The organism is Micromonospora sp. NPDC049049, from assembly GCF_040649115.1.
Classification (GTDB): domain Bacteria; phylum Actinomycetota; class Actinomycetes; order Mycobacteriales; family Micromonosporaceae; genus Micromonospora.
In genome coordinates this window covers 188,271-211,481 of record NZ_JBEZEX010000008.1, presented here as the reverse complement: position 1 = coordinate 211,481, position 23,211 = coordinate 188,271, and the positions used below count along the sequence as shown (strand labels likewise).

At 69.6% G+C, this 23,211-nt stretch carries 22 protein-coding genes; 9 read left to right on the top strand and 13 right to left on the bottom strand.

From position 1 onward, the window contains the following. The 3 genes from AB0B68_RS11670 to AB0B68_RS11660 all read left to right on the top strand — a co-directional run. Window positions 1–228 (top strand): RICIN domain-containing protein (locus AB0B68_RS11670; RefSeq protein ID WP_357259586.1); only part of this gene is annotated, 228 nt, incomplete at its 5' end. Between the two features lie 287 nt (window positions 229–515). Continuing rightward, window positions 516–1,424: a GNAT family N-acetyltransferase gene (locus AB0B68_RS11665; RefSeq protein WP_357259583.1), complete on the top strand. Its 909-nt coding sequence runs from the start codon at window positions 516–518 to the stop codon at window positions 1,422–1,424. Next, entirely contained in the window at window positions 1,424–1,915 is a 492-nt protein-coding gene (locus tag AB0B68_RS11660) for a barstar family protein (protein ID WP_357208323.1), read from the top strand. Before AB0B68_RS11665 ends, AB0B68_RS11660 begins: the two co-directional genes overlap by 1 nt. Here AB0B68_RS11660 and AB0B68_RS11655 read toward each other — a convergent pair. The 4 genes from AB0B68_RS11655 to AB0B68_RS11640 all read right to left on the bottom strand — a co-directional run bounded on the left by AB0B68_RS11655 (window position 1,882) and on the right by AB0B68_RS11640 (window position 5,373). Continuing rightward, window positions 1,882–2,358: a hypothetical protein gene (locus tag AB0B68_RS11655; RefSeq protein WP_357259579.1), complete on the bottom strand. Its 477-nt coding sequence runs from the start codon at window positions 2,356–2,358 to the stop codon at window positions 1,882–1,884. The two genes, AB0B68_RS11660 and AB0B68_RS11655, sit on opposite strands and share 34 nt — an antisense overlap. A gap of 149 nt (window positions 2,359–2,507) precedes the next feature. After that, window positions 2,508–3,344, bottom strand: a complete 837-nt coding sequence (locus AB0B68_RS11650) for a CPBP family intramembrane glutamic endopeptidase (protein WP_357259576.1) — start codon at window positions 3,342–3,344, stop codon at window positions 2,508–2,510. A gap of 275 nt (window positions 3,345–3,619) precedes the next feature. Further along, the gene (locus tag AB0B68_RS11645; RefSeq protein WP_357207047.1) at window positions 3,620–4,222 is read right to left on the bottom strand and encodes a response regulator transcription factor; all 603 of its coding nucleotides are present in this window, start codon (window positions 4,220–4,222) and stop codon (window positions 3,620–3,622) included. Beyond that, complete coding sequence (locus AB0B68_RS11640; RefSeq protein WP_357259573.1) at window positions 4,219–5,373, bottom strand: histidine kinase; 1,155 nt, start codon at window positions 5,371–5,373, stop codon at window positions 4,219–4,221. The genes AB0B68_RS11645 and AB0B68_RS11640 overlap by 4 nt, the downstream gene beginning before the upstream one ends. A gap of 107 nt (window positions 5,374–5,480) precedes the next feature. Here AB0B68_RS11640 and AB0B68_RS11635 point away from each other — a divergent pair, with 107 nt between their 5' ends. The 3 genes from AB0B68_RS11635 to AB0B68_RS11625 are packed head-to-tail and all read left to right on the top strand — an operon-like array spanning window position 5,481 to window position 7,785. After that, window positions 5,481–6,362: an ABC transporter ATP-binding protein gene (locus tag AB0B68_RS11635; protein WP_357259568.1), complete on the top strand. Its 882-nt coding sequence runs from the start codon at window positions 5,481–5,483 to the stop codon at window positions 6,360–6,362. Between the two features lie 26 nt (window positions 6,363–6,388). Beyond that, complete coding sequence (locus AB0B68_RS11630; protein ID WP_357207053.1) at window positions 6,389–7,108, top strand: ABC transporter permease; 720 nt, start codon at window positions 6,389–6,391, stop codon at window positions 7,106–7,108. Then, window positions 7,105–7,785: a GPP34 family phosphoprotein gene (locus tag AB0B68_RS11625; RefSeq protein WP_357207055.1), complete on the top strand. Its 681-nt coding sequence runs from the start codon at window positions 7,105–7,107 to the stop codon at window positions 7,783–7,785. Before AB0B68_RS11630 ends, AB0B68_RS11625 begins: the two co-directional genes overlap by 4 nt. Before the next feature lie 323 nt (window positions 7,786–8,108). Here AB0B68_RS11625 and AB0B68_RS11620 read toward each other — a convergent pair whose 3' ends face one another. Continuing rightward, window positions 8,109–9,311: a low temperature requirement protein A gene (locus AB0B68_RS11620; RefSeq protein ID WP_357207057.1), complete on the bottom strand. Its 1,203-nt coding sequence runs from the start codon at window positions 9,309–9,311 to the stop codon at window positions 8,109–8,111. Window positions 9,312–9,593: 282 nt separating this feature from the next. Between AB0B68_RS11620 and AB0B68_RS11615 the strand changes: the two genes are divergently transcribed. Both AB0B68_RS11615 and AB0B68_RS11610 read left to right on the top strand, forming a co-directional pair. Continuing rightward, complete coding sequence (locus tag AB0B68_RS11615; protein ID WP_357259564.1) at window positions 9,594–11,759, top strand: hypothetical protein; 2,166 nt, start codon at window positions 9,594–9,596, stop codon at window positions 11,757–11,759. A 113-nt stretch (window positions 11,760–11,872) separates the two neighbouring features. Further along, complete coding sequence (locus AB0B68_RS11610; RefSeq protein ID WP_357259560.1) at window positions 11,873–12,958, top strand: hypothetical protein; 1,086 nt, start codon at window positions 11,873–11,875, stop codon at window positions 12,956–12,958. Between the two features lie 133 nt (window positions 12,959–13,091). Here AB0B68_RS11610 and AB0B68_RS11605 read toward each other — a convergent pair whose 3' ends face one another. The 6 genes from AB0B68_RS11605 to AB0B68_RS11580 form a co-directional block, all read right to left on the bottom strand. Further along, window positions 13,092–13,484, bottom strand: a complete 393-nt coding sequence (locus tag AB0B68_RS11605; RefSeq protein WP_357207062.1) for a nuclear transport factor 2 family protein — start codon at window positions 13,482–13,484, stop codon at window positions 13,092–13,094. Between the two features lie 177 nt (window positions 13,485–13,661). Next, window positions 13,662–15,557, bottom strand: coding sequence for a CocE/NonD family hydrolase (locus tag AB0B68_RS11600; RefSeq protein ID WP_357259557.1), 1,896 nt, complete (start codon window positions 15,555–15,557; stop codon window positions 13,662–13,664). Between the two features lie 204 nt (window positions 15,558–15,761). Then, a complete protein-coding gene (locus AB0B68_RS11595) occupies window positions 15,762–16,340 on the bottom strand; it encodes a TlpA disulfide reductase family protein (RefSeq protein ID WP_357259553.1) in 579 nt (192 codons plus the stop codon). Next, the gene (locus tag AB0B68_RS11590) at window positions 16,337–16,783 is read right to left on the bottom strand and encodes a hypothetical protein (protein ID WP_357259550.1); all 447 of its coding nucleotides are present in this window, start codon (window positions 16,781–16,783) and stop codon (window positions 16,337–16,339) included. Before AB0B68_RS11590 ends, AB0B68_RS11595 begins: the two co-directional genes overlap by 4 nt. Before the next feature lie 85 nt (window positions 16,784–16,868). Then, entirely contained in the window at window positions 16,869–18,911 is a 2,043-nt protein-coding gene (locus AB0B68_RS11585) for a M6 family metalloprotease domain-containing protein (protein ID WP_357207024.1), read from the bottom strand. A 178-nt stretch (window positions 18,912–19,089) separates the two neighbouring features. Continuing rightward, complete coding sequence (locus AB0B68_RS11580; RefSeq protein ID WP_357207026.1) at window positions 19,090–20,007, bottom strand: dihydrodipicolinate synthase family protein; 918 nt, start codon at window positions 20,005–20,007, stop codon at window positions 19,090–19,092. A gap of 237 nt (window positions 20,008–20,244) precedes the next feature. On the opposite strand from AB0B68_RS11580, the gene AB0B68_RS11575 reads away from it, so the two are divergent. Then, window positions 20,245–21,474: a helix-turn-helix domain-containing protein gene (locus AB0B68_RS11575; protein WP_357207027.1), complete on the top strand. Its 1,230-nt coding sequence runs from the start codon at window positions 20,245–20,247 to the stop codon at window positions 21,472–21,474. A 33-nt stretch (window positions 21,475–21,507) separates the two neighbouring features. On the opposite strand, the gene AB0B68_RS11570 is transcribed toward AB0B68_RS11575, so the two are convergent. Further along, the gene (locus tag AB0B68_RS11570) at window positions 21,508–22,593 is read right to left on the bottom strand and encodes a branched-chain amino acid aminotransferase (RefSeq protein ID WP_357259547.1); all 1,086 of its coding nucleotides are present in this window, start codon (window positions 22,591–22,593) and stop codon (window positions 21,508–21,510) included. 35 nt (window positions 22,594–22,628) lie between these two features. After that, window positions 22,629–23,144 carry a helix-turn-helix transcriptional regulator gene (locus tag AB0B68_RS11565; protein ID WP_357259544.1) on the bottom strand — a complete coding sequence of 172 codons (516 nt, stop codon included), beginning with the start codon at window positions 23,142–23,144 and terminating at the stop codon, window positions 22,629–22,631. Window positions 23,145–23,211: the final 67 nt, after the last annotated feature.

The following is a 23,211-nucleotide window of genomic DNA, read 5'->3' as shown; positions in this document are numbered from 1 at the left end:
ATGTGCCTCGACGCGGCCGGAACCGGCAACGGCGCGGCAGTGCAGATCTACAGCTGCCACAGCCAGACCAACCAGCAGTGGAACGTCAACTCCAACGGCACCATCAGCAACGTCCAGTCCGGACGATGCCTGGACGCCTGGAGCACCGCCAACGGCGCCCAGATCCAGCTCTACGACTGCCACGGACAAACCAACCAGCAGTTCCGGCTCGCCGCCCTCGCTCGTTGATCACGGCCGACTCCGCGCATCACCTGTTCGAGGGTGTGCAGGTCGACCAGCGGCAGGGCGAGATCCAGCACACTTGAAACGGGCGGACCCGGCGTCGCGCCGGGTCCGCCCGCATCACATGCCCGGAGGGCGGCGACGCCCTGCGTCCCGGGCCTGCTTGGCCACGCTGATGCACCCGACCTCGGCCCCTCCGTGGGCCCGCCGCACGGGTTGGTGCAGCGCCTGCAGGTCCTCGGGACGCACAAAATTCCGGTGTCGATCCGGTGGGCGGTGGCTAGCGTACGCGGATGAGCATTGTCCCGAGGACCGGACTGCGGCTGCGATTCCTCAGCGACCCGGGCGAGTTCCTGACCGTTGCCGGTGACTACCTGGGCGCCGATCCGGTCGTCAGCACGGTCGTGACCACCATCGCGCACCGGCTGTTGTCGCAACGGGCAGAGGGTATCCCTCAGCCCGACCGCAACTGGTGGCTCGTGGTCAGCGACGACTCCGGCGCGGTGGTTGGTGCCGGGATGCGCTCGGCGCCGTATGCCCCCTATCCGCCGTTCCTGCTGCCCATGCCCGACGAGGCGGCCGTTGCGCTCGCCCACGCGTTGCACGAGCGCGGGGAGGAGGTCCTCGCGGTCAACGGCGCCCTGCCCGCGGTCGACCTGTGCGCCGCAGCGCTGGCCCAGCTCGGCGGGGGTGAAGTCCGGGTCAACCAGCACACACGGCTGCACCAGCTCGGTGAACTGACACCGCCACCACCGGTGCCCGGCAGCTTGGTGCCCGCGACCGTGGACGACGCGGGACTGGTCACCGAGTGGCTCGCCGCGTTCGTGGGCGACGCCGACGAACAGGCGGGCCGCCCCCGTGGTGCCAGCACGCACGAAGCGCCCGACCATGCGGAGGTGCTGCATCGGATCCACGCCGGACGGCTGTGGTTATGGCTCGACGAGACCGGGGAGCCGGTGCACCTCACGGGTGCCAACCCACCGTCGTTCGGGGTGGCCCGCCTTGGCCCGGTGTACACACCGCCGGCCCATCGGGGGCGCGGTTGGGCCAGCAACGCGGTCGCCGAGGTCTCCCGCCGAATCCAGGCCCAGGGTACGCAGGTCTGCCTGTTCACCGACCAGGCCAACCCGACGTCGAACAAGATCTACGCCACCCTCGGCTACCGGCCGGTCGTCGACATGGCCAACCTGGTCATCGTCTGATGAGCAGCTGGTGGAGCGGCCCCACCGATCAGGTCGAGGTCTGCTCACGCAGTGCCCTGGTCGAGCTGGCGGCGGTGCTACCGGCAGCCGGCAGATTCGTCGTCGCCCGGCTCGACGGTGCGAGGATGACGGATGCTGACCACACCTTCTACGAGTTCTCCGACGCGCTGATCTTTCCCGGCTACTTCGGGTGGAACTGGGCCGCGCTGTCCGACTGCCTCCGCGACCTGAACTGGATGCCCGCGGACGGGTACCTCATCGTCGTCGAGAACGCGCCTCGAGTGTTGTCCAGCAGCGCCGAGGATCGGCACACGCTGTTGTGCATCCTGTCGCAGGCCGTACACCACTGGGCCAGGCCGTTCGGCCAACCAGCGTTCAAGGTGCTGCTGCTCTGCGACCGCGACGACGAGGCGGCGCTGTTGCGGCAGGAGATCGCCCGTGCGGACGCCGGTACGCCTCAGCGAGACGGCATCGCTGATCGCCGGCCGTAGGAAACGGTTGTCCCGACCAGCAACGCCGCCCCGGCGAAGAAGTAGGTGTTGATTGCGATGCCGGCCCAGATCTCGCCAGTGGAGACGTCCGCCACCCCCATGAAACCACCGCGACGGACGCCGCTGACCATCACAAAGTTCTCGGCCATTCCTGGCACACCGCGGATGACGAGCAGCACGCTGCCAAACACCAGTGGGGTCAGAAGTAGCCACCGGGGAAGTTGTCGCGCCGGCGGGCGGACGGTGGCCAGAACGACGGCTGCTCCGAGCGCCGATATCGAGATGAGCACCACGTTGAAGATCACGTAGGCCCTCATGCCCCACGGTCCGTCGCCGGTTGGATCGCGCCCAGGGAAGAACACCAGGATCACGTGGGACACCACAAAGACGATCAACCAAGCCAAGGCGCCGTACGCCCAGCGACGACTACTGAAAACGGGCATACCAGCACCCTCGCCAAGCCGACAGCGTGACGCCTCCCTCCCCGGGTCGGTTCCACTCCCCCAGGAGAGGGAGGTGCGGGGAGCACCGACGCACACCCGACCAGACGAGGACGTGTCCAATCGCTCGCTGGTCACGACGGCCTGCGGTCCTACCGACTACTGACGGCCCGGGGCCGGGCTCGCCGCTCGCGCAGCCAGACCAGCACCACCATGGCGACGTTGACGGCGCCGAGGATCAGCAGGGACGCGTCACCGGAGTCGGTGGACCTGTCGATCGCGAAGGCCTCGCCGTCTGCCATCACCGTGTTGACGGTCGTGAACAGGACGTTGTTGGCGACGTGGAAGGCAACCGGTGCCTCGATGCCACGGCTGATGATGGCCATCAGGCCAGTGCTGACCCCGATCACTGTGTAGTAGCCGAACAACCAGGGGTCAGCCGACCCGTGGACCACGGCGAAGCCCAGGCCGGACACGACGAGCCCGACGACCAGGGCGGGGCGAACCGCACGCACCCAGGACGCGGCGGCGGGCAGCACCGCACTTCGGAACATCAGCTCCTCGCCGACGGCCTGCACCGGGGTGCTCAGCGCGATGATCGCCAGCATGCCGATCGTCGTGCCGGTGACACCGAAGGCGGTCCAGCCCGGGGCGTCGGGCGCGACCAGCGCCACGACACCGATCCCGGCACCCACCAGCAGCGCCGCCGCGACCAGGTAGTACGTCAGGCGGCGAGCGTCGAAGGCTCGGGGCGCACTGATCAGGCTGCGCCACGGCACCCTGGCGATCCAGACCAGGAGCAGGATCGCCAGGGCGCCCGCCGTGCCGATGCTGACGTTGACGGCCAGGAACTTCAACGGCGTGAGGGTGGCTGACATCGGGTCGTCGCTGCCCTCGATGACGCCCACGAGCTGGTAGAGCAGAACCTGTAGCACCACCATCGCCAGCGGCGGCACGCCGATGACCACCAGCGGCTTCCACCAGCTCATCCGAAGGTGGGCACCGAAGGGCCGGGAGCTGTCGACGGCCAGCCGGGAATGCTCCGGCGTCTGGAGGCGCGAGCCTCCCGCACCAGAAGGGCTCGTCCCTGTCCAGGGTTCTGCGGCTCTGGGGGCGTTCATCGGGGAGCTCCCTCTCGTCGGTGTGGAGATCCCATTGCAGCGCTCATGGCGCCTCGCCGTCAGTGCCACCACGTCACCACGTCACAGTGACATTTCCTCGGACAGTCGCAACTCACGGTCACGGTCGGCGACGGCGGATGCGCCTACAGCCAGTCGTGTTCGCGGGCATAGCGGGCCGCTTCGTGGCGGGTCCGGGTCTGGGTCTTGCGCATCGCGTTGGACAGGTAGTTGCGGACGGTGCCCGGAGCCAGGTGGAGCCGAGCGGCGATGTCGGCGACCGAGTAGCCCTCGCCGGTGACCCGCAGGACGTCGGCTTCACGCTCGGTGAGGGGGGAGTCCTCGGTGACGGCGAGCACGGACACGTCCGGGTCTATCCAGCGTTTCCCCGCGTGCAGGGTGGCGATGACCGAGGTGATGTGGGCCGGCTCGGCGGATTTGCTGACGAAGCCTTGGACGCCGAGCTTCAGCGCCTTGCGCAGCACGCCGGGCCGGGCATGCCGGGTCAGCATGAGGATCACCTGCTCCGGTCGCTCGCGGCGGATCTCGGCGACCGCGCCCAGGCCGTCCACTCCCGGCATCTCCAGGTCGATGACCAGCACGTCGGGCCGGTGCCGCAGGGTGGCGTCGATCGCCGTACGGCCGTCCTGCGCCTCGGCGAGAACGGTGATGTCACCCTCCATCGGCAGCAGCGCGGCCAGGGCCGTGCGCAGCAACGCCTCGTCGTCGGCGAGCACGATGGTGGTCATCGGTCGTCCTTCCCGGTAACCGTCGGGGCCGCGTCGGCCTGAGCGGGTGGGAAGGTCGCTGCGGTCAGGAACCGCCCGTCCTTCTGTTCCACGGACAGCTCACCTCCGTCGTCCGCCACCCGTTGCCTCAGCGCCGCCAGGCCCCTGAGCTGCGGGGGCGAGGTGGCGGTCGCACCGTCGTTGACGATGGTGATGCCCGACGCGGCGAGCGTGATCTGCACCTGGGTGGCCTGCGCGTGCCGCAGGATGTTCGTGGTCGTCTCCCGCAGCACCTGCCCGAGCAGTTCGCTGGCGCGGGCGTCGACCTCGGCCTCCCGGGTCACTCGGACCCGGATGCCGGCGGCCTCGAACAGGTTCTTCGCGTTCTCGATCTCCGCGGTGAGGTTGAGCCGCCGCTGCGCGTAGGCGAGTTCCTTGGTCTGCGCGATGGTGTCGCTGACCAGCGTGTACGTCTCCCGCAGCTCCTTCTCCGCCCGAGCGGTGTCGCGCAGCAGCAGCCGCTGGGCCAGGGCGATCTTCAGCTTGACCACGTGCAGGGTGTGGCCCTGGATGTCGTGCAGGTCGCTGGCGAACCGCACCCGCTCCCGGACCACCGCCAGCTCCGCCTCGCGTTCCCGAGTCTGTTCAAGCTCCCGAATGAGGTCGTAGAACCGCTCGCCCACCACCGTGAAGACCGTCACGATGACGGTGAGGGCGGTCGGGATGAGGACATAGGTGACCAGGACGTGACCGATGTCGTCGCGCTGCACCAGCAACCGCGCCGCGCCGACGGCGGCGACGTAGGTGAACAGCCCGGCCATCACCAGCTTCCGGCGCCGTCGCACCTCGCGCATCGCGAGGGAGCCCACCGCGCAGAACCCCCAGTAGGCGTTGGGGCTGCCGCTCACCAGAACTCCCAGTGGCCACACCACCCCGGCCACGACCAGGCAGGGCAGCGCGACCCGGGCGAGGTCGTTTGCCGTCCACCGTTCGAAGGCCACCACGGCCGCCACGGCACCGGGTGCCAGGACGACGACGTGCCACCAGGCGCGCGCGTCGGTGTAGAGCAGGATGACCGCGGCGAACACCACCGGCGGCAGTGAGGTCGCGAGGTTGAGCCGGCGCAGCCTTCCCTGCGTCGACTGGGTGAAGCGCGGCGGGCTCGCGGTCACCAGGTCAGTATCCGGCAGCCAGCGGCCGGGACCAGTGACACCACGTCACTTGCGGTGATGACATGGCGCCACTGACGGATCGGCTGCGCCCGCGCTGTCATAGGTGCATGTCCACCACACCTGTCATCGAAGTTGACCGGCTGAACCTCACCTACGGTGATTTCCACGCCGTCAGGGACCTTTCCTTCGAGGTACGACCTGGAGAGCTCTACGCGCTGCTGGGCACCAACGGAGCCGGGAAGACCTCGACACTGGAGGTCATCGAGGGACACCGCAGGTCAACCTCCGGCACCGTACGTGTCTTCGGGCACCGCCCCGACGACCGCCAGACGGTACGTCCCCGAATGGGTGTCATGCTCCAGGAGAGCGGTTTCTCCCCCGACCTCACCGTCCGGGAGTCCGTCGGCCTGATCGGTCGACTCACCGCGCGCACCGACGACGTCGACCGGGTACTCGACCTCGTCGACCTCACCAGCCGAGCCCGCCGCAAAGTATCCCAGCTCTCCGGCGGTGAAAAACGGCGCCTCGACTTCGCCACCGCCGTCTACGGCACCCCGGAACTGATCGTCCTCGACGAACCCACCACCGGCCTGGACATCCAATCCCGCGACGCCGTCTGGGCAACCGTCGACCGACTCCGCGAAAACGGCGCCACCATCGTGCTCACCACCCACTATTTGGAAGAAGCACAACAACGCGCCGACCGCATCGGACTGATGCACCACGGCACCCTGCACCGCGAAGGCACCGTCGCCGAACTGACCCGCACCCTGCCCGCCGTCATCCGCTTCACCCTTCCCGCACCGGCACCGGCGCTGCCGCTGCCGGCCGCCGTCGACGTGGACGGGAAGGTCGTGGTCGAGACCTTCGCACTGCAGAACGACCTGCACATCCTGCTCCGGTGGGCGCAGGATCACGCCGTGGAGCTGCAGGGCTTGGAGGCCGGGCCGACCCGCCTCGACGACGTCTTCCGCGCCATCAACAACTGACCCGCCATTTCGACAGGAGCGCCACCGTGTTTCCCATCGCCTCCAGCGAACTGATCCAGATCTTCCGCAACCGACTGGTCCTGATCACCAGCCTCATCATCCCCGTCGTCGTCAGCGCCTACTTCGTCCGCCAACACGACACCTTCGCCGACCTCGGCAGCCTCGGCTACATCGCCGCGATCATCCTGTTCACCATCACCGCCTTCGGCCTCTACACCACCGCCGTCACCACCCTGGCCTCCCGACGCCAGAACCTCTTCCTCAAACGCCTACGCTCCACCGCCGCAACCGACACCACCATCCTCGCCGGCCTCCTGCTGCCCGTCGTCGTCCTCGCCCTGATCCAGGTCACCGCGATCCTGACCGCCCTCGCCGTGGTCGCCGGCGCACCGGCGAACATCGCCCTGCTCGTGGTCGCGACCATCGCCACCCTGGCCATGATGGTCGCCCTGGCGCTGGCCACCGCCGGGCTGACCAACTCACCCGAACACGCCCAGGTCACCACCCTCCCCGTCACCCTCGGCGTGATCGCCGTGGCCAGCTGGGTCGGCATCACCGGCACCGAGAACCTCGCCGGGCTCAAGCGGCTGCTGCCCGGCGGCGCGGCCACCGAACTCACCATGAACGCCTGGAACGGCGGCGTCGCCGTGACCGACTCCCTGCTCTTGCTCGCGCCCACGCTCGGCTGGGTCGCCGTCGCCGTCGCCCTCGCCACCCGACTCTTCCGCTGGGAGCCCCGCCGATGACCACCGAAACCCGGCCGGGGACGCCGACAGTGGCGGAAGACCTTCTGCTGCTCCTGTTCCAACCCAACTCTGGAACCATCGCGGGAGAGAACACCCTTTTCTACGTCCTCGGCGGAGCCGTCCTCGCGGACCTCGCCCTCGGCGATCACCTGACCACCGAGGCCCGGGGACGGGTCAGCGGCGTGGCGGGTCATCCACCGTCGGATGACCTCCTGCGCCCGGCGTGGGACTACCTCGCCGAGAAACCGCGAGGGGTGCAGACGGCCCTGGCCGCGGTCGGCCCCGTCCTGCGCAAGCCGGTGTTGGAGCGGCTCATCGCGCGGGGCGACATCGACCAGGAGCCCCGTAAGGTGCTCGGCCTGTTCCGGACGACAGCCCTACGGGAGGGCAGAACGGAACGACGGGCCGGCCTGCTCGCCGACGTCCGGCGGGTCCTCGTGGACGGTGCGCAGCCGCAGGCCCGTGTCGCGGCGCTCGCGGCGCTGCTCTCGGCGAGCGGAACGCTCCCGCAGTTCCACCGCGAGATCCCGTGGACGTCACCGGTCATCACGCGGGCCAAGGAACTCGAGCGTGGCGACTGGGGCGCCGACGCCGCGGCGGCGGCCGTGACCCGCACCGTGACGGCCACCGTCATCAACAGCGCCGTCGCCGCCATCACCGTGCTGCCGCGAGGTTAGCGGTGCCTGCGCACCAGGCCGCCCGAGGGTGGTTGTCGCCCCCGTGATCAGCGCGCTTCCGAGCCTCGATCGGCAACGATGGGCGGCATGGCTCGGCGGATGCGCACGACCTACCGGGGAGGCACCGTGACTCAGCGCTCGCAGCACCAACGGGGACGGTGTCCCGTCTGTAAACGCCTCGTACCCCTCACCGCTGACGGCAGGGTTGCTCGGCACAACGGCACCATCCGTGCCTACGCCCCGCCCGAGGAGTGCCCCGGGGGTGGACAGCGAGCGGACGCCACGGGGTCATGAGCAGACAGCCGGACGATGTCCGGTTCGGCTCACTCTCTGGGATGGGGCGGGTGCGGCCCTTCGGGCGGTTTCCCCCTGGCGTGGACGGCGTCGGAAGCCGCGATGCCGGCGAGGACGACGACGGCGGTGGCGGCCACGGCCAGCGGCGGCAAAAGGATCATGAACGGCGAGGCGCCGGCAAGCGCCAGAGCGCCGACGATCCGGGAGTGGGACACCCGGGCGAACACGGCATGTTCCACCAGGGCTCGTCCGATCAGGAAGAGCATCGGTCCGCCCAGGACAACGAGGATCCACGCCGCGTTGGTGTGCCCGAACGGATGTTCGATCACGATTTCGTACCCGACGGCGACAGCGACGATCCCGGCCACCATGAGTACGTGCGCGAGGAAAGCCTCTCGGATGAGATGCGCGGGCTGAGCGGCGGCTCTGATGGCTTCGGGTAGCAGTTGGCCCGCCCTGAAACTGTAGACGCGAAACAGGAGCACGGTCGTGATGAATGAGACCGCAAAGGCTGCCGCGGCTCCTCCCCGCCGGAACGAGGTGTCGCTGTAGGCCGACCCGGTCGTCAGAATAAGTTCACCGAGGGCGATGATGAAGAATTGTTGGTAACGCTCAGAAAGGTATTCGGCCAGGACGGGCCATTGCCGTTGGGTGGGGCGGGACCACGGCGCGGGATAGAACATCAGAAGTGCCGTGCCGTCGATGGCGATCGCGAGCGTCCACAACAGGCTGCGGGTCAGATCCGTCACGATCGCGCCGGCGATCCACGGCACGGCCGACAACGTGAACCAGAAGAACACTCCAGCTGCTCGGCGCTGAGCTTCGTGGCCGCGCAGTATCGGCACGATGACCAGGCCACGGATGATGTGAACCGCGACGTACGCACCGGCGAAGGCCAGACTTCTGTCACCGAACGCGTGCGGCACGGCGACTGCCATCACCAGCGCGCCGAGCATGGCCGTGTAGACCAGCACCTGAAGCTGGGGCCGCTTCGGATCGTAGAGGTCGGTGACCCACGCCGTGACGAACCACAGCACCATGAAGGCCAGCAGCAACAGCAGGGTCTCGCCAGCCTCGATGAGGACGACTCGCTGCTCGGTGAGTTCCTCAACCAGCCGCTGCGAGACCCGATTGAGGGCAAAGATGAAGACCAGGTCGAAGAAGAGTTCCAGAAGGCTTGGTCGCTGCGGTTGCCCGGGTTTCCGAAGCAGCGCTGCTGCCCTTGTCGACATGGGCCGCCCATTCCTGCCGGCTTCGCCTTCCCGGGTAATTGGTACCACGCCAAGCCAGTCGTCGAGTCGATACCCGAAGAATGCCCGGCGAACATGCCCGCCCGGATGTCGACCTCGCGCTACGAGCACGGGATTGCATCTTCCTTCGCGGGGTACGCCCGTTGCGCCAGACGGGCGCCCTCGGATCACCCGAGCGGGTCTGTGTGAGCCTCGTACACGCCGGGGGGCCGGTACCGGATGGATCAGCGAGACGGGGGCGGGCGCGCTGGGGCTGACGGTTTGGTGGAACTGCGGGTGCACGGGGTGTCCGCCACCGGCCCGGATGACCTGCTGGATCGACCGCACGTGCAGCAGGTGGCGGGTGACCACCGGGGCGGCTTCTACCGCCCGCGAGCGGTAGACCGCGAGGACAGCGAGGCGGGCGCGGTGACGCTCGAGGCCTACCGCTGGAACAACCTGCCCGCTGGCAACGCGGTGCGAACGTTGTCGATGGTGATCCTGCTGCCCTTCATGCTGATCAACCTCGCCATCTGGATGCGTCCGGCCGGAGCCGGCGGCGACCCGGTGATCAAGGCCCTGTGCCGGTTGTTGGCGCTCACCATGACCTCGATGTACGTGCTGAGCATCGTGGGGGTCGCCCTGGATGTGATCGCGTGGAAGTGCATGTCCTCACCGGAGTGCCTAACCGGACGTAGCTGGCTCTCCTGGCTCGGGGGGCGTCCCGCCGGACTGCGCCTGGCGGTGCTCGCACTGGCACCGGCTGCGGCCATCAGCCTGGTGTGGGGGCTCAGCGCGCGCCCGGCACTTCCCGCTGACGTCTTCCGCGCGGCCGACCACCCTCGTGCGGCGGACCGGCTCACCGCCGTCGGCCGGTGGGACAATGAGCCACTGGTGGCACGACTGCGCTCGATTCACGTGGCGGCGGCGTTTGCCACGCTGGACCTCAGCCTGCTCGCAGCCCGGTCCGCGCAGGGACTGTCGATCGGCACCATCGCGCTGACGGCAGCTGCCGGACTTCTGTTGATCACATGCGCGGTTCTGCTCTGCACCCCACCCCTGGCCACGCCCACGGAGCTGCGGCTCGACCGGTTGGTCAGCGCGCTACGCACGATCGCCCTCGGTCTGACTGTGCTGGTCTGGATCCTCGTTGTGACCAGCTCGGCATCCTGGCCGGAGCGGAACGGGCTGCCCGGCTACAACCTGACCGTCGTCGGGCTGTTCATCGGTCAGGCGGTGCTGCTTGCTGCCCTGGGGGTGGTGCTGTTCTGGCATCGGGCTCGAGATCCGAATGTCGCGCCCGCCCTCGGGCTCGGTGCCCTGGCGACCTCCGTAGCCGCGATCAGTCTGGCGATCACGTTCTCCGCTGAGCTGGTCTATCGGGTGTCCGACGTTCTGAACAGGGGTGCGCCCACCGCCGAGGCGTTGATAACCAGCCCGCCACGTGCCTGCATCTGGGCGATTCTCGGCTTCTCGCTGGCGGTGCTGGTGACGCTGGCCGTCGCCGCCGTGGTGTCGGTGGCGTCACGACCGGGACGGATCCGGGCCGCGTCGGCAATCGTTGCTCGTGACTTCCCGGACGCGCCGCCCGATGCCACACCGCGACTGCGGCAGGTGCGCAAGACCTTGGCCCGTGCCCGGTTCACCGAGCGGCTGTTGCCGCTCGCGGTGCTCTACGCCTGCCTCGCCGGGATCGGTATAGCAGCGGTCGCGCTCGGCCTGCTGCCGACGCCTCCCGGCGAAATGGTCCAGCGCTACGTCGGGTTGCCGGTCGGCTTCGTCGACTTCCTCATCGGTGTCGGCAGCTATCTGATCGCCGCTCTCATCGTCGGCCTGGTCCTCGGTGGAATCTTCGCCCATCGCACCCCGTGGTTCCGCCGGTACGTCGGCGTGCTGTGGGACCTGGGCACGTTCTGGCCCAGATCCGCGCACCCGTTCGCGCCACCGTGCTACGCCGAACGTGCCGTTCCCGAACTGACCTGCCGGATCACCCACCTCGTCGACTCCGGTAACGCGGTGGTGCTCACCGGGCACAGCCACGGCTCCGTCCTGCTCGCCGCGACAGTGCTCCAACTGCCGCCGCGGGTCACCGACCGGGTCGGGCTGCTGACCCACGGCTCGCCCCTCCGACGGTTGTACGCGCGCCTCTTTCCCGCGTACGTCAGCGACGAGGTGATTCACGAGATCGCCGACCGGGTGAACTGGCGGTGGGTGAATCTGTGGCGGGACACCGACCCCATCGGGGGTCGCGTCTTTCCGCCGCAGGGCCCCGACAAGGCACCCGCGGCGTGCGACCGGGAGGCGACGGTGGACCGACGGCTTCGCGACCCGTACGCCGTCACACCTCCGTCCGGCGACATCTTCCCGCCACCGATCAAGGGACACCGGCCCTGCGAATCGGAGAAGGCGTTCACCGACGCGGTGCGCCACCTGGCCGACCAACTCCGCTGAGCGGGCCACGAGTAGCGGACAGCCGACACCGGAGCACAATGTAGCCGACTGTGACCATCAGATCACCACGCGCACACTCCTCTCCGACATGTTCCCGTCGACTGGAGGAACAGATGCGTCTCCGATCGTTCGTCACCACTGCACTGGCCGCCGTCCTGGCCGCCGGCGCACTCGCGCCGCCCACACCGGCCGCGGCGGCCACCGCCGACCGCTGGGGCTTCGCGTACGTCAAGGACCCCACAGTCCCGGTCTGGACCGTGCTGGACACCAGCCGGCAGTGGGGCAGCTGGAAGACCGCCTTCCCCGCTGCCTGGGCCGACGGCATCAAGCTCGCGCCCGGCCGGTTCCAGGTCCGTTTTCCGCAGATCGGTGCCAGCTCACGCGGTGTGCCGCACGTGACCCCGGTGAACCGGACCGGTCACTACTGCGAGGTGGTCCGCTGGTTCCAGTCCGGCACCGACGAAATCGTCGACGTGCAGTGCCACAAGCCGGGCGGCACGCGCGATGACACTCCGTTCACAGTGCTCTGGACGACCAGCTCAGGCGTGCTGCCGGCCGGCACCTCCCACGCGTACGTGCAGTGGAGCAGCGGGCTGGTGGCGCAGTCGTACAACTCCACCGGTGGCGTGAACACGGTCGGGCCGCTGGGCGTCGGGCAGTACCTGGTGCGGCTGCCCGGGGTGGGATTGGCCGATCTGCTCGCCGGCAACGTGCAGGTCACCGCCGTGCAGCCGAACGCCGGTCCCCGCCGCTGCAAGGTCTACTCCTGGAGCGCGGTCGGCACCGGCGTGCAGGTGTACGTCTTCTGCTACGACCAGGCGGGCGCGTTCATCAACACCGACTTCGCCCTCTCGTACCACCGTCGGCGGCCGGTGATCGGCTCCCTCGGCCCACCCTCGTACTTCGGCTACCTGGGTACCGCCGTCGGCGGGCCGACAAACGACAACTCGGTGCTCGGCGTCGGCGCGAACACCGTGGCGCCGCTGGCGCCCTCCGGCCGCTACCTGGCCACCTTCCCGCAGATCGGCATCAAGGAGACGCACGCCCAGGTGGTGGCGCAGGGCGCCGGCAGCAACTACTGCCACCTCACCCAACCCTGGCCGTACACCACCAACGCCGACGTCGACGTCATCTGCTTCGACAACACCGGCGCGGTCACCCCGCACAGGTTCCTGGCCACCTTCACCTCCCGGCTCTGACGCCGGGGCCGCGCCGGCGGTAGCGCTTGCGTTGCTGCCGGCGCGGTCGTGGCCTGCCGCTCGTGGTGGAGTCATCGACCTGGGATGTGTGGACCAGACGGAAGCGTCCGACGAGCGACCGCCTGCGGCCGAGCTAGCCGGCGCTCGCCTCCCGCTGGATCTGCTCGAACTGGGCGGCCATCGCGGCGGCCAGAGTCTGCGCGGCGGACAGTGGGCGAACCATGACAGTGAACTCGTCGATCAGACCGGTCTCGTCCAGGTGCAGGAAGTCGCAACCTTCGACGGCGACGTCGCCAATCCTCGCCTCGAACACCAGCGCGTGATCGCGACCGCCGTCACCGCTCAGCTCACGGGTGTACCGGAAGTCCTCGAAGACCCGCAGCACGCCGCGCAGGATCGCCGCGGTGATGGCCTTTCCCGGGTAGGGGTTGAACGCCACCGGGCTGCGGAAGACCACGTCGTCGGCAAGGGCCGCCGTGATGGCATCGGGATCGCGTGCTTCAACTGCCGCGCGGAAGTCGATCACCACGCCAGCGTACGGGGTCTTTCCGGCAGCCGCGTGCCCAGTACTCGTCGATCCTGCACCGCGCAGGAGCCTGGTGTGGCAAGCGGGACGGCCCGGCGATCGTCGGCCCTCCGCAGAGGGTTGATCGCCGGGCCGCCCCGGTGACGAGCCGCCCCGGGCGGCCCGTCGATCAGCCGGTCAGAGGCCGGCGGCGTGCGCGGCGGCGGTACCGCCGACCACAGGCAGGACGATGTTGCTGCTCTTCAGAGCGACCTGCAGGTTCGCGGCGGTGGTGTCCGCCTGGCTGGAGTACTGCGGGTAGCTGGCCACGATGATCACGCCGATCCGGTGGCCGGGCTTGAAGACATAGTCCTCGGGCAGCAGCGGGAAGCTGAAGTTGTACGACTCCCCCTGCACCAGCGGCACGGCCACACGGATCGACTGCCGGTTCTGGGCGTCCATGATGCCCTTGGTGACCAGCTCGTAGTCGGCGGTGGCCACCCGCTTCGCCGTCTGCTTGTAGCAGCCGTCGTCGGTCGGGCTGCTCTCGCCCCAGCAGTCCGAGGTGTCCAGGGTGATGATCCCCTCGCCGGAGGCCCGGTGCGCGACCCGCTCGTCGGTGCCGTAGTCGACCAGGATCGCCCCGAGGTTGGTGTCGGTCTGGTCGGCGGAGGCCCGCAGTTGCACTGTGGGTGTGCCGGAGATGTGCAGCGGCGCGGTCAGTGGCGCGGAGAGGAAGGCCAGCCGGTTGGGCTGCACCACGTCCGGGTTGAGGATCATGGTGTTCTGGCTCTGCGTGCGGCTGTCCTGGAACGCCCCGGTCGCCGGCTTCGAGGTCGGCACCAGCCCGAGACCGCCCGCGCCGGTGGTGGCGGGCTGGAGGAACACCTCCGTGTCCGCCTTGCCGGGAATCGGCCAGTCGGCGTGGGTCTCCCACACGTCGGCGGAGCGCTCCAGGTCCACCCGCGGCTCGTCCATGATGCCGTTGGCGACGTTCTGCAGCCAGAAGTCGAACCACCGGTGCAGCGTCGACACCCACACCGCGCGGCGCGAGTCGAACGGGTCGACGTGGCCCTCCTGCGACAGCCACAGCTTGCGCGGCACGTTGTTCTCCGCCAGGGCGTACCAGAACTTGCTGAAGTGGTCCGGCCGGACGTTGTCGTCGTTGAGGCCGTGGTAGAGCAGCACGCTGGCGGTGACGTTGGGGACCTTCTTGACGTAGCTGCGCTCGTTCCAGAAGGCCGTGTAGTCGCCGTGCTCGTCGCCGTCGGCGGCGCCAATCGCGTCGCGCACCGGCTTGCAGTACTCCCGTCGCTCGGGGTTGGTGACCGTGTTGGCCAGCGACGACACGTAGCTGTTGCCACGGGTGACCACGCCGTTGCTGCGCACGTAGTCGTAGTACTCGGTCGGTCCGCTGATGGGCACGACAGTGGTCAGGCCCTTCACGCCGGTCACCGCCGTGGCCATGGCCAGCGAGCCGTCGTACGACTTGCCGATCATCCCCGTCCTGCCGTTGTGCCAGTCGGCCTTGACGACCTCACCGGCGGCGTTACGGGCGGTGGCCCGGCCGTTGAGCCAGTTGATGGCCTGCTTGGCGCTGAGGTTGTCCTGGTTGGCGTTGGTGGTCGGGCAGCCGGTGGAGTTGTTGGTGCCGACCATGTCCAGCAGGATGACCGCGTAGCCGCGCGGCACGAAGTAGTTGTCGTAGAACAGCGGCCACTTGTCGAGCAGCCCGTCGCCGTCGAGGTCCGCCTTGCACTCGGACTCGTTGCCTCGGCAGACCGTCGAGTAGTAGGGGCTGGCGTCCATCACGACGGGGGCCTTGAGCCCCTGCGCGGTGGCCGCCGGCCGCATCAGGTCGAACGCGATGATGTCGCGCAGACCGTCGTTGTCGCTGTCGAAGGTGGAGTCGATGAACAGGCGTTCCCGAATGGCGTCGGCGTAGCCGAACACCGGCTGGGTGACGCCGTCCTGGACGACGATCGACGGCGGGCCGTCCGCCGCCTGCGCCTGCGGCGCCGCGCCGAGGGCGGCGAGCACAGTCGCGGACAGTACGGCCACGCCTGTGCGCCAGCGCGTTCCCACTGTAGGCATGCAATCTCCTTGATGTGTCCGAGGCTGCGTACGCTACGAGCCGACGGCCTTGTGCCACCACCTGCACGTGTAGGAACTTCACCGGGTGTGGTTCGACGGGGCGCGGCCCTCGTCCGCGGGCAGCGTGCTCGGGGTACGGAAGTGCCTCGGTGCGGCGCCGACCGGTGCCGGGTCGGCGCCGCACCGAGGTGCTGGGGAACGGGACTACGGCTGGTCGGCCAGCACCAGCTCCCGCAGCCGCCGGTCGAGTGTGGGGGCGTCCAGGCCGCCCGGCCAGCCGCGGAGCAGGGCGCCGCCCTTGGCCACCAGCACGACGGCCGGGGGCTCCCGCACCGCGTACGAACGCCAGATCGTCTGCTGGTCGTCCACGACGATCGGGTACTCCACCCGGTGAGTGCGGAGGTAGTCCTGGACCTCGTCGGCCTGGTCCGCGCCGGCCACGCCGACGAAGACCACCCGGTCCCGGTAGCTGCGGGCGAGGTCACTGAGGGCGGCCTGGTTGCTGGCGCAGGTGGTGCACCAGGAGCTGAAGAAGGTGAGCACGACGGGACGCTGCGCCCACAGCTCGGCGGCGGCGAACGGTGTGCCGTCGGTCAGCGCGCCGGTGAATGCCGGGGCGGCCGGGGCGGTGCCGGGCACCGGCCGCAGCGCCAGGTCGGCGGGGACCGGCCCGGGCAGCGCCGTCGCGCCGCCGGCGGGCGTCGGCGCGGGCTCGGGATCGGGCGTGCTGCATCCGCCCAGCAGCGCCGCCGCGAGCAACAGCGGCAGGAGTGCCCGCCTCATGAGGGGACCACCGCCACCAGCGCCGGGCCCTCGCTGGTGTCCGGCGTCAGGTCGAGCGCCGGCTGGCCGTCCACCTCCAGCCGGTAGGAGTCCCGCTGCGGCACGCGCACACCGACGGCGAACTCGCAGTAGGTGGGCAGGCGCTCGACCCCCAGGTCCTCGGCGAAGGCCGCCACGGCGGTCCCCGCCGGCAGCCGCCCGCTGGCCAGCGCCGTTCCGTGGGGGTCGAGCACGCGGAACGATGCCCGGTTGTGGAAGTGCTGGTAGGGACCGGTCCCGGCGCAGTCCACGCCCGCGGCCCGGATGTTGATGTCGCGAACAAGGACCCGGACGGTCGTCGGGGAGACCGCCTCCTCGGCAGCGCCGACGGCACCGCAGCCGGTCGCGCCGGCCAGCAGCAGGGGCAGCAGCAGGGGCAGCAGAGCCATGGTGCTTCGCCGCACGTCATCCTCCTTCCGTCCGCCTGCCGGGTCCGCGGCGGCAGGCCGCCGCGGACCCGGCAGAAACGGGGTCAACCTTGGGCGTCGATCAGGACTTCTCGACCCGGCACTGCTTGGTCTCCGTCTTCGTCGGGTCGCTCTCCGAGGTCGCGGTGAGCTTCACGAATCCGGTGGTCGCGGCGGCGGCGGTGGCACCCACCGACACCTTGACAGTGGTGGCCTTACCGAACTGCGCGGTGGCGAGCTCGTTGGGCAGCCAGGTCCGCCAGCCCTTGCCGGCGACCTCCGCCGACAGGCGGTAGACGTCCGACTTCAGGTACGCGCTGACGTTCTCCGGGTGCTGCTGGCCGCCGGCCGAGTACGAGCCGGTGTTGGTCAGCTCGAACGAGCAGGTCACCCCGCGGTTGGTCGGCTTGCCGCCGCCGGTCACCTCGCCCTTGCCCAGCGTCACGCCGTGACTGCTCGGCCCGCCGGTGCCGTCGAGCGAACGCACCGCCACGGTGTAGGAGAGCGAGCCGGCCGAGTCCCGCTTGAGGTCGATGATGTAGAAGTGCAGTCGGTTCGCCTCGTCGACGTACTCGTACTGGCTGCCGGTGTCCGCGCCGGCGTGGAACAGCGCGTCGGAAAGCTGCCGGTAGTCACCCATGGTGATCTTCTGCGGGGTGCCGTCGGGGCGGTAGAAGTCGATCATGTCGATGTCCTGCGGGTTGGCGTCCACCACCCACTGGAACGGCGCGCTGTCGGCGTTCTTCGTCTTGCTGACCAGCACGCCGCTGTCCGGGGTGAAGGAGTCCGCGCCCATCCGGTCGACAACCTCGACCGTGTAGTTGTTGAAGTTGCCACCGTCGCACAACGGGTCGGTGCTGACACCACACGTCGGCGACAGGTCCTTGTTCAACGCGATGTTGACGCCGCTCAGGCCCTTCGGGCCGGCGTCGACCGCCCGGGCCGTGACCTGTGCGACCACCAGACCCGAGGAGGCCAGCGACTCCCGCGACAGTCGCAGCACGTGCTCCTCACCGACCAGGCCGATCTTGATCTTGTCCCGCAGGGTGTGCAGCGAACCCATCGAGCCGCCGTTGGTCGGTGGGATCTGCCAGCGGGTGTGCGGACCGCCCGGGCCATTGAACGACCCGCGCGACATCATGCTCCAGATCCCGGTGTACGCCCTGCGCAGCGGCTCGCCGTACGGGTTGTTGTAGTTGTCGCCGATACCCAGCAGATGGGACAGCTCGTGGGCGTAGACGCCCATGCCGGAACTCTCCCCCTGCGTCGAGGAACCGCCGCCGGCGTTCGGCCACAGTGTCGCCGCCGCCTTCCACGAGGTCCAGTCCACGTAGCGGGTCTTCGCCCAGTTCGGCAGGTTGGGGTCCGGCGGGCCCCAGGCGTCCGGCACGTCCTCCTTGTTCTGGAAGATCATCTGCCCGAACTCCTGCCAGGTCGACGACTCGTCCTGGCCGGCGCTGAGGATGAACACCAACTCGTACTGGTTGGCGACCTCCTCGCCGACGGCTGCCCGCCAGGCGCCCAGGCCGTCGGTGCGGATGTTCTTGCCGCACACGTCCCCGCTCGGGCAGGCGCCCGGGTTGAACCCGTTGTCCAGCCCGTACTGGTAGGACTTGGACGGCATCTGGTACGGCCCGAACCCGGTGAGGTCGACGCCGTAGCGGCCGTTGGAGTCCTGCATCCAGTACTCGTGCAGGGTGTGGCCCTTGTTGAGGGTGTTCGGGGTGTTCAGGAAGTCCTGGTAGAACTTCGGCACGTCCGCCCGGGGGATGTTTGTCGCGACGGACTGGGGGTTGCCGAAGACCGTCGATCGGGCCCGCTGGGAGACCGCGAACGTCTCGTCCGGATAGTCGAGCGCCACCAGGGCGATCTTGAAGTTGCGGACCGAGCCGGACACGCTCGGGTCGGCCCAGTTCTTGCCGGGCACGGCCTTGTAGTCGTTCCAGGTCATCGTGTCCGGGTTCTGCCAGGCCTGCGGATCGAGGACCTGGAACGGCGCGGTGCCGCCGACCGGGTTGGCCGGGGCCGCGGCGGCCTGCGCCGCCCCGGTAGCCACGAGCGTGGTCACCACGGCGGCGGCCAGCACGGCCCGCCTCAGCCGGGCTCGGTTGGGGGTACGGTGCACGAAACCACCTCTCGTCGGAGGAAACGCGGTGCCGGCGCCCCGGTGGGGGCTTTCGCGAAGCGCCTGTCAGCAAGCCGCGCAGCGAATCTAGGAGTGCGGGTCGGTGCCGGTCACCGTGCAGATGTCGGCAGGTGAGCCGGCCGCTTCCGACACCTGAAGGACCGACGCCCCCGACGGCTCAGCCAGGGGAGGCTCCGGAGGCCGGTTCGGTGGTCGCCGCCAGGGCCCGCCGTACGTCCCGGCGTACCCGGTCGGCGGCGACCTCGGACAGGGGTCCGCGCGGCGGGCGGCACCGCCCACCGAACCGTCCGGCGCACTCCATGGCAAGCTTGACGGCCTGCACCGACTCGGGCCGGGAGGACCAACCGAGGATCGGGTGCAGTTCGGCGTAGAGCGGCAGCGCCCGGCCCAGGTCGCGGGCGACGCACAGCTCGTACAGGCGCACGGCCTGGCGGGGCAGCGCGTTCGGCAGGGTGGCGACCCAGCCGGTGGCGCCGCACAGCACCAACTCGAGCACCACGTCGTCGGCGCCGACCAGCACGTCGACGTGGGGGCAGAGGTCCCGCAGGCGATGCAATCTGCGTACGTCGCCGGTGACCTCCTTGACCGCGACGATCCCGTCGATCTCGGCTACGGTCGCCAGCAGGTCCGGTGTGAGGTCCAACCGGGTGTCGGACGGCTCGTTGTGCGCGACCACCGGCAGGCCGACCGCCGCCACCTCCCGATAGTGGGCGACCACGTCGGCGGGGCGGGCAGCGGGCCCTTCAGGTGGCCGCGCCAGCACGCCGTGGGCACCGGCCTCGGCGGCCTGCTCCGTCCAGCGGCGCGCCTGTCTGCTGCCGTAGCCACCGACGCCGGGCACCACCGCGCAGCCGGGCGGCGCGGCCTGCACCGTCGCCTGAACCACGGCGGCCCGCTCGTCGTCGGTGAGAGCCCGGTACTCCCCCACCGACGCGCACGGCGCGACCCCGTGGCACCCCTCGGCAGCGAGCCAGCGGACGTGTTCCTGGAGCTTGTCGACGTCGACCGACAGGTCGGCGCGGAACGGCGTGGTGATGGAGACCAACACGCCCCGCCAGGGCCTACCAGTTCCCACTCGCAAGCCCCCTCTCCGCCGGTACCGCCAGGTGTGGCGGCGCCGAGGCGATCCGTACCGGAACCCTAGGAACGTCCCGCCGCCGCGGTCTTCGGACAGATGCCGGAACAGCCGCGTCACCGCCCGTCTTTTTGTCGTGACTTCGACAGTGGACCTTGCGCGATGACCCATCGGCACCGGAGGGTAAGGACTGGCGGTCGCGCGATCCCTGTCACGCAGCGCAACCAGGGGAGTTATATGCACGGTGAGCTCCAGCGAATCGTCGACGCCGTCGCCGCCCGGGTGGGGCGACCCGCCCTCATCGAGGATCGCCGACAGCGGGTGGTCGCCTACAGCGAGCACGACGGTCCCATGGACGATGTCCGGCGGACGTCGATCCTGCGCCGGCAGACGACGCCGGAGGTGATCGCCTGGTTCCGGGACATGGGCGTGCTCACGGCTCACGTGCCGATCCGCACCCCCGCGTGCGCCGAACTGGACCTGCTGGCAAGGGTGTGCGTGCCGATCCGGCACGACGACCTGCTGCTCGGGTTCGTCTGGTTCATCGACGCGGACGGTTCGATGACCGATGCCGACATCGCCACCGCGACCGGCCCCTTCGCCGACCTGTCGCTGGCCCTGTACCGGGAGAACCTGCTCGGTGAGCTCGCCTCACAGCGGGAGACCGAGGCCACCCGCACCCTGCTGGTGGAGAGCCGGCAGGCGCGCGAGCACGCGGCGCGGGCGCTGCTGGAGGAGGGCGTGGTCGTCGCCGACGGGTCGACTGTCGCGCTCGTCGCCCAGCTCGTGCCGGCCGCCGGGCGGCAGCCCGACGAGGTGGCCCGGATCGCCCTGGAACAGGCTCTGGTCAACACCCGCCGCTGGATCGGCGTGCGGGAGACGCTGCACCTGGTCTGGCACGACCACGGGGTGCTGCTGGTCTGCGGCGACCGGGTCGCCGGCCGACCCTCGCCGGAAGCCTCCGCCGGGCACCTCAACGACGCGCTGGGCACCGCGACCCGGGGCCTGGCCTCGGTGGACCGGACGGTGACCGGGATCGGCCAGCCTCGTGCCGGGCTGTCCGACGCTGTGGAGTCCTACCAGGAGGCCGCGCAGGCCGCCCGGGTCGGCACCCAACTGCCCGCGCTGGGCGGGGTGGTCTCCTGGGCCGGGCTCGGCATCTACCGGGTGCTGTCACAACTGGACACTCAGCACCTCGCCGTCGCGGGCGTCCATCCCGGGCTGGAGCGGTTGCTGCGCGACGATGCCCACCAGGTGCTGCTGGAGACCCTGGAGGCCTACCTGGACCTGGCGGGCAACGCGCACGCCACCGCCGAGAAGCTCCGCTTGCACCGGACGACCCTCTACTACCGGCTGCAACGGGTGGAACAGCTCGCCGGGACCGACCTCAAGGACGGCAACGAACGGCTGTGCCTGCACCTGGCCATGAAGCTCGGTCGGCTCACCGGCCACTACCGCACGCCGTGACGCCGCCGCCCGGACAGTCTCCGGCGTTCCTCGTCAGACGAGGCGGGTCATCCACCCGTACGGGTCGGCGGCCCGACCGTACTGGATGTCGAGCAGGTGGCGGCGCAGCCGCATGGTCACCGAGTCCTCGGCGCCAGCCTTCGGGGCCGTCACCTCGCCACCCTCCCAGACCAGGCGCCCGACCGGCGTGACCACGGCGCCGGTGCCACACGCGAAGACCTCGGTGATCGCACCGGAGGCCACACCCTCCTGCCATTCCCTGATCTCCACCGGGCGCTCCTCGACCTCCAGGCCCAGATCCTTGGCGAGGATGAGGATCGACGCCCGGGTGACGCCCTCGAGGATCGTGCCGAGTGCCGGGGTGACTATCCGTCCGTCGGCAGTGATGAAGTAGAGGTTCATGCCGCCGAGCTCCTCCACGTAGCGGCCCTCGGCGGCGTCCAGGAAACAGACCTGCTCACAGCCGTGCTCGGCGGCCTCGACCATCGGCGCCAGGCTGGAGGCGTAGTTGCCGCCGCACTTCGCCTCGCCCGTGCCGCCCCGCGCCGCCCGGGTGTACTCGGTGGAGAGCCAGATGGAGACCGGCTTGACGCCACCGGAGAAGTACGCGCCGACGGGGCAGGCGATCACCATGTAGGTGATCTCCTTCGCCGGGCGAACCCCCAGGAACGGCTCGGAGCCGAACATGAACGGCCGCAGGTAGACGCTGTATTCGTCTTCGTCCGGCACCCACACCTGATCCGCACGGACCAGTCCCTCGACCGAGGCCATGAAGTCAGGCACCGGCAGCTCGGGCAGTGCCAGCCGCCGGGCGGACCGGGCGAAGCGCTCGCCGTTGGCGTGCGGCCGGAACGACCAGATCGAGCCGTCTCGGTGCCGGTACGCCTTCATGCCCTCGAAGATCTCCTGGGCGTAGTGCAGGACGGCCGCCGCGGGGTGCATGAGGATCGGACCGAAGGGGATGATCTCGGAGTCCTGCCAGCCGCCGTCGTGCCTCCACACCGCCCGTGCCATGTGGTCGGTGAAGTACGTGCCGAACCCCGGATTGGCCATGATCTCGGCTCGCCGCTGCGCGCTCGCCGGGCTCGGATTCTGGTGCAACGGGAACGACAGGCTCATCGCCGGGTCCTCTCAGGGGCCGCATCCCTGGGCGCTCAGGTCACCGAGCACGAACACGCAGGGGAGGTTGTCGGATGACGGGTGCAGAATACCGACGGTGCGCCATCCGCTCGGGGCGCGGCACGTGCGTCCCGTCGTCTCGCCAGCTCGCGGCGCGAGGCGATGCCGAGCTTGCGGAAGATTTTGCGTAGGTGATAGTCCACGGTGCTCGGGCTGATGAACATCTGTGCCGCCACCTCCCGGTTGGAGGCACCGTCCGAGACCCGCCGCGCGATGTTCCGCTCCTGGCTGGTCAGGCAGCGGCTCTGGGTGAAGTGGTTGGTCGTGTCGTGGCCGGCCAGCCTGCTGCGCAGTTCGCGGCGGGATGCGACGCCGAGCCGGTGGAACACTCCGCGTAGGTGATGTTTGACAGTGTGGGTGCTGATGACCAGGTTCGTCGCGACCTCGGAATTTGTGGAGCCGGCCGCCACCAGTAGGGCGATCTGTTCCTGCCGCGGGGTCAGTACCGCGTCGGGAAGGACTCGGGCAGGCTCGGCTACGACGCGGTGCATGGTGCTCCTCGGGCGAGGGTTCGGGGTCTCGACGACCATCCGATCGCACCGCGGTGCACGACGAGTG

Excerpts from the sequence above, each read along its gene's own strand:
- AB0B68_RS11620 (WP_357207057.1), bottom strand. The coding sequence starts at position 9,311 with ATGTCGACAAGGGCAGCAGCGCTGCTTCGGAAACCCGGGCAACCGCAG.
- AB0B68_RS11655 (WP_357259579.1), bottom strand. The coding sequence starts at position 2,358 with ATGCCCGTTTTCAGTAGTCGTCGCTGGGCGTACGGCGCCTTGGCTTGG.
- AB0B68_RS11565 (WP_357259544.1), bottom strand. The coding sequence starts at position 23,144 with ATGCACCGCGTCGTAGCCGAGCCTGCCCGAGTCCTTCCCGACGCGGTA.
- AB0B68_RS11570 (WP_357259547.1), bottom strand. The coding sequence starts at position 22,593 with ATGAGCCTGTCGTTCCCGTTGCACCAGAATCCGAGCCCGGCGAGCGCG.
- AB0B68_RS11645 (WP_357207047.1), bottom strand. The coding sequence starts at position 4,222 with ATGACCACCATCGTGCTCGCCGACGACGAGGCGTTGCTGCGCACGGCC.
- AB0B68_RS11575 (WP_357207027.1), top strand. The coding sequence starts at position 20,245 with ATGCACGGTGAGCTCCAGCGAATCGTCGACGCCGTCGCCGCCCGGGTG.
- AB0B68_RS11650 (WP_357259576.1), bottom strand. The coding sequence starts at position 3,344 with ATGAGCTGGTGGAAGCCGCTGGTGGTCATCGGCGTGCCGCCGCTGGCG.
- AB0B68_RS11600 (WP_357259557.1), bottom strand. The coding sequence starts at position 15,557 with ATGCCTACAGTGGGAACGCGCTGGCGCACAGGCGTGGCCGTACTGTCC.
- AB0B68_RS11625 (WP_357207055.1), top strand. The coding sequence starts at position 7,105 with ATGACCACCGAAACCCGGCCGGGGACGCCGACAGTGGCGGAAGACCTT.
- AB0B68_RS11665 (WP_357259583.1), top strand. The coding sequence starts at position 516 with ATGAGCATTGTCCCGAGGACCGGACTGCGGCTGCGATTCCTCAGCGAC.
- AB0B68_RS11595 (WP_357259553.1), bottom strand. The coding sequence starts at position 16,340 with ATGAGGCGGGCACTCCTGCCGCTGTTGCTCGCGGCGGCGCTGCTGGGC.
- AB0B68_RS11660 (WP_357208323.1), top strand. The coding sequence starts at position 1,424 with ATGAGCAGCTGGTGGAGCGGCCCCACCGATCAGGTCGAGGTCTGCTCA.
- AB0B68_RS11635 (WP_357259568.1), top strand. The coding sequence starts at position 5,481 with ATGTCCACCACACCTGTCATCGAAGTTGACCGGCTGAACCTCACCTAC.
- AB0B68_RS11610 (WP_357259560.1), top strand. The coding sequence starts at position 11,873 with ATGCGTCTCCGATCGTTCGTCACCACTGCACTGGCCGCCGTCCTGGCC.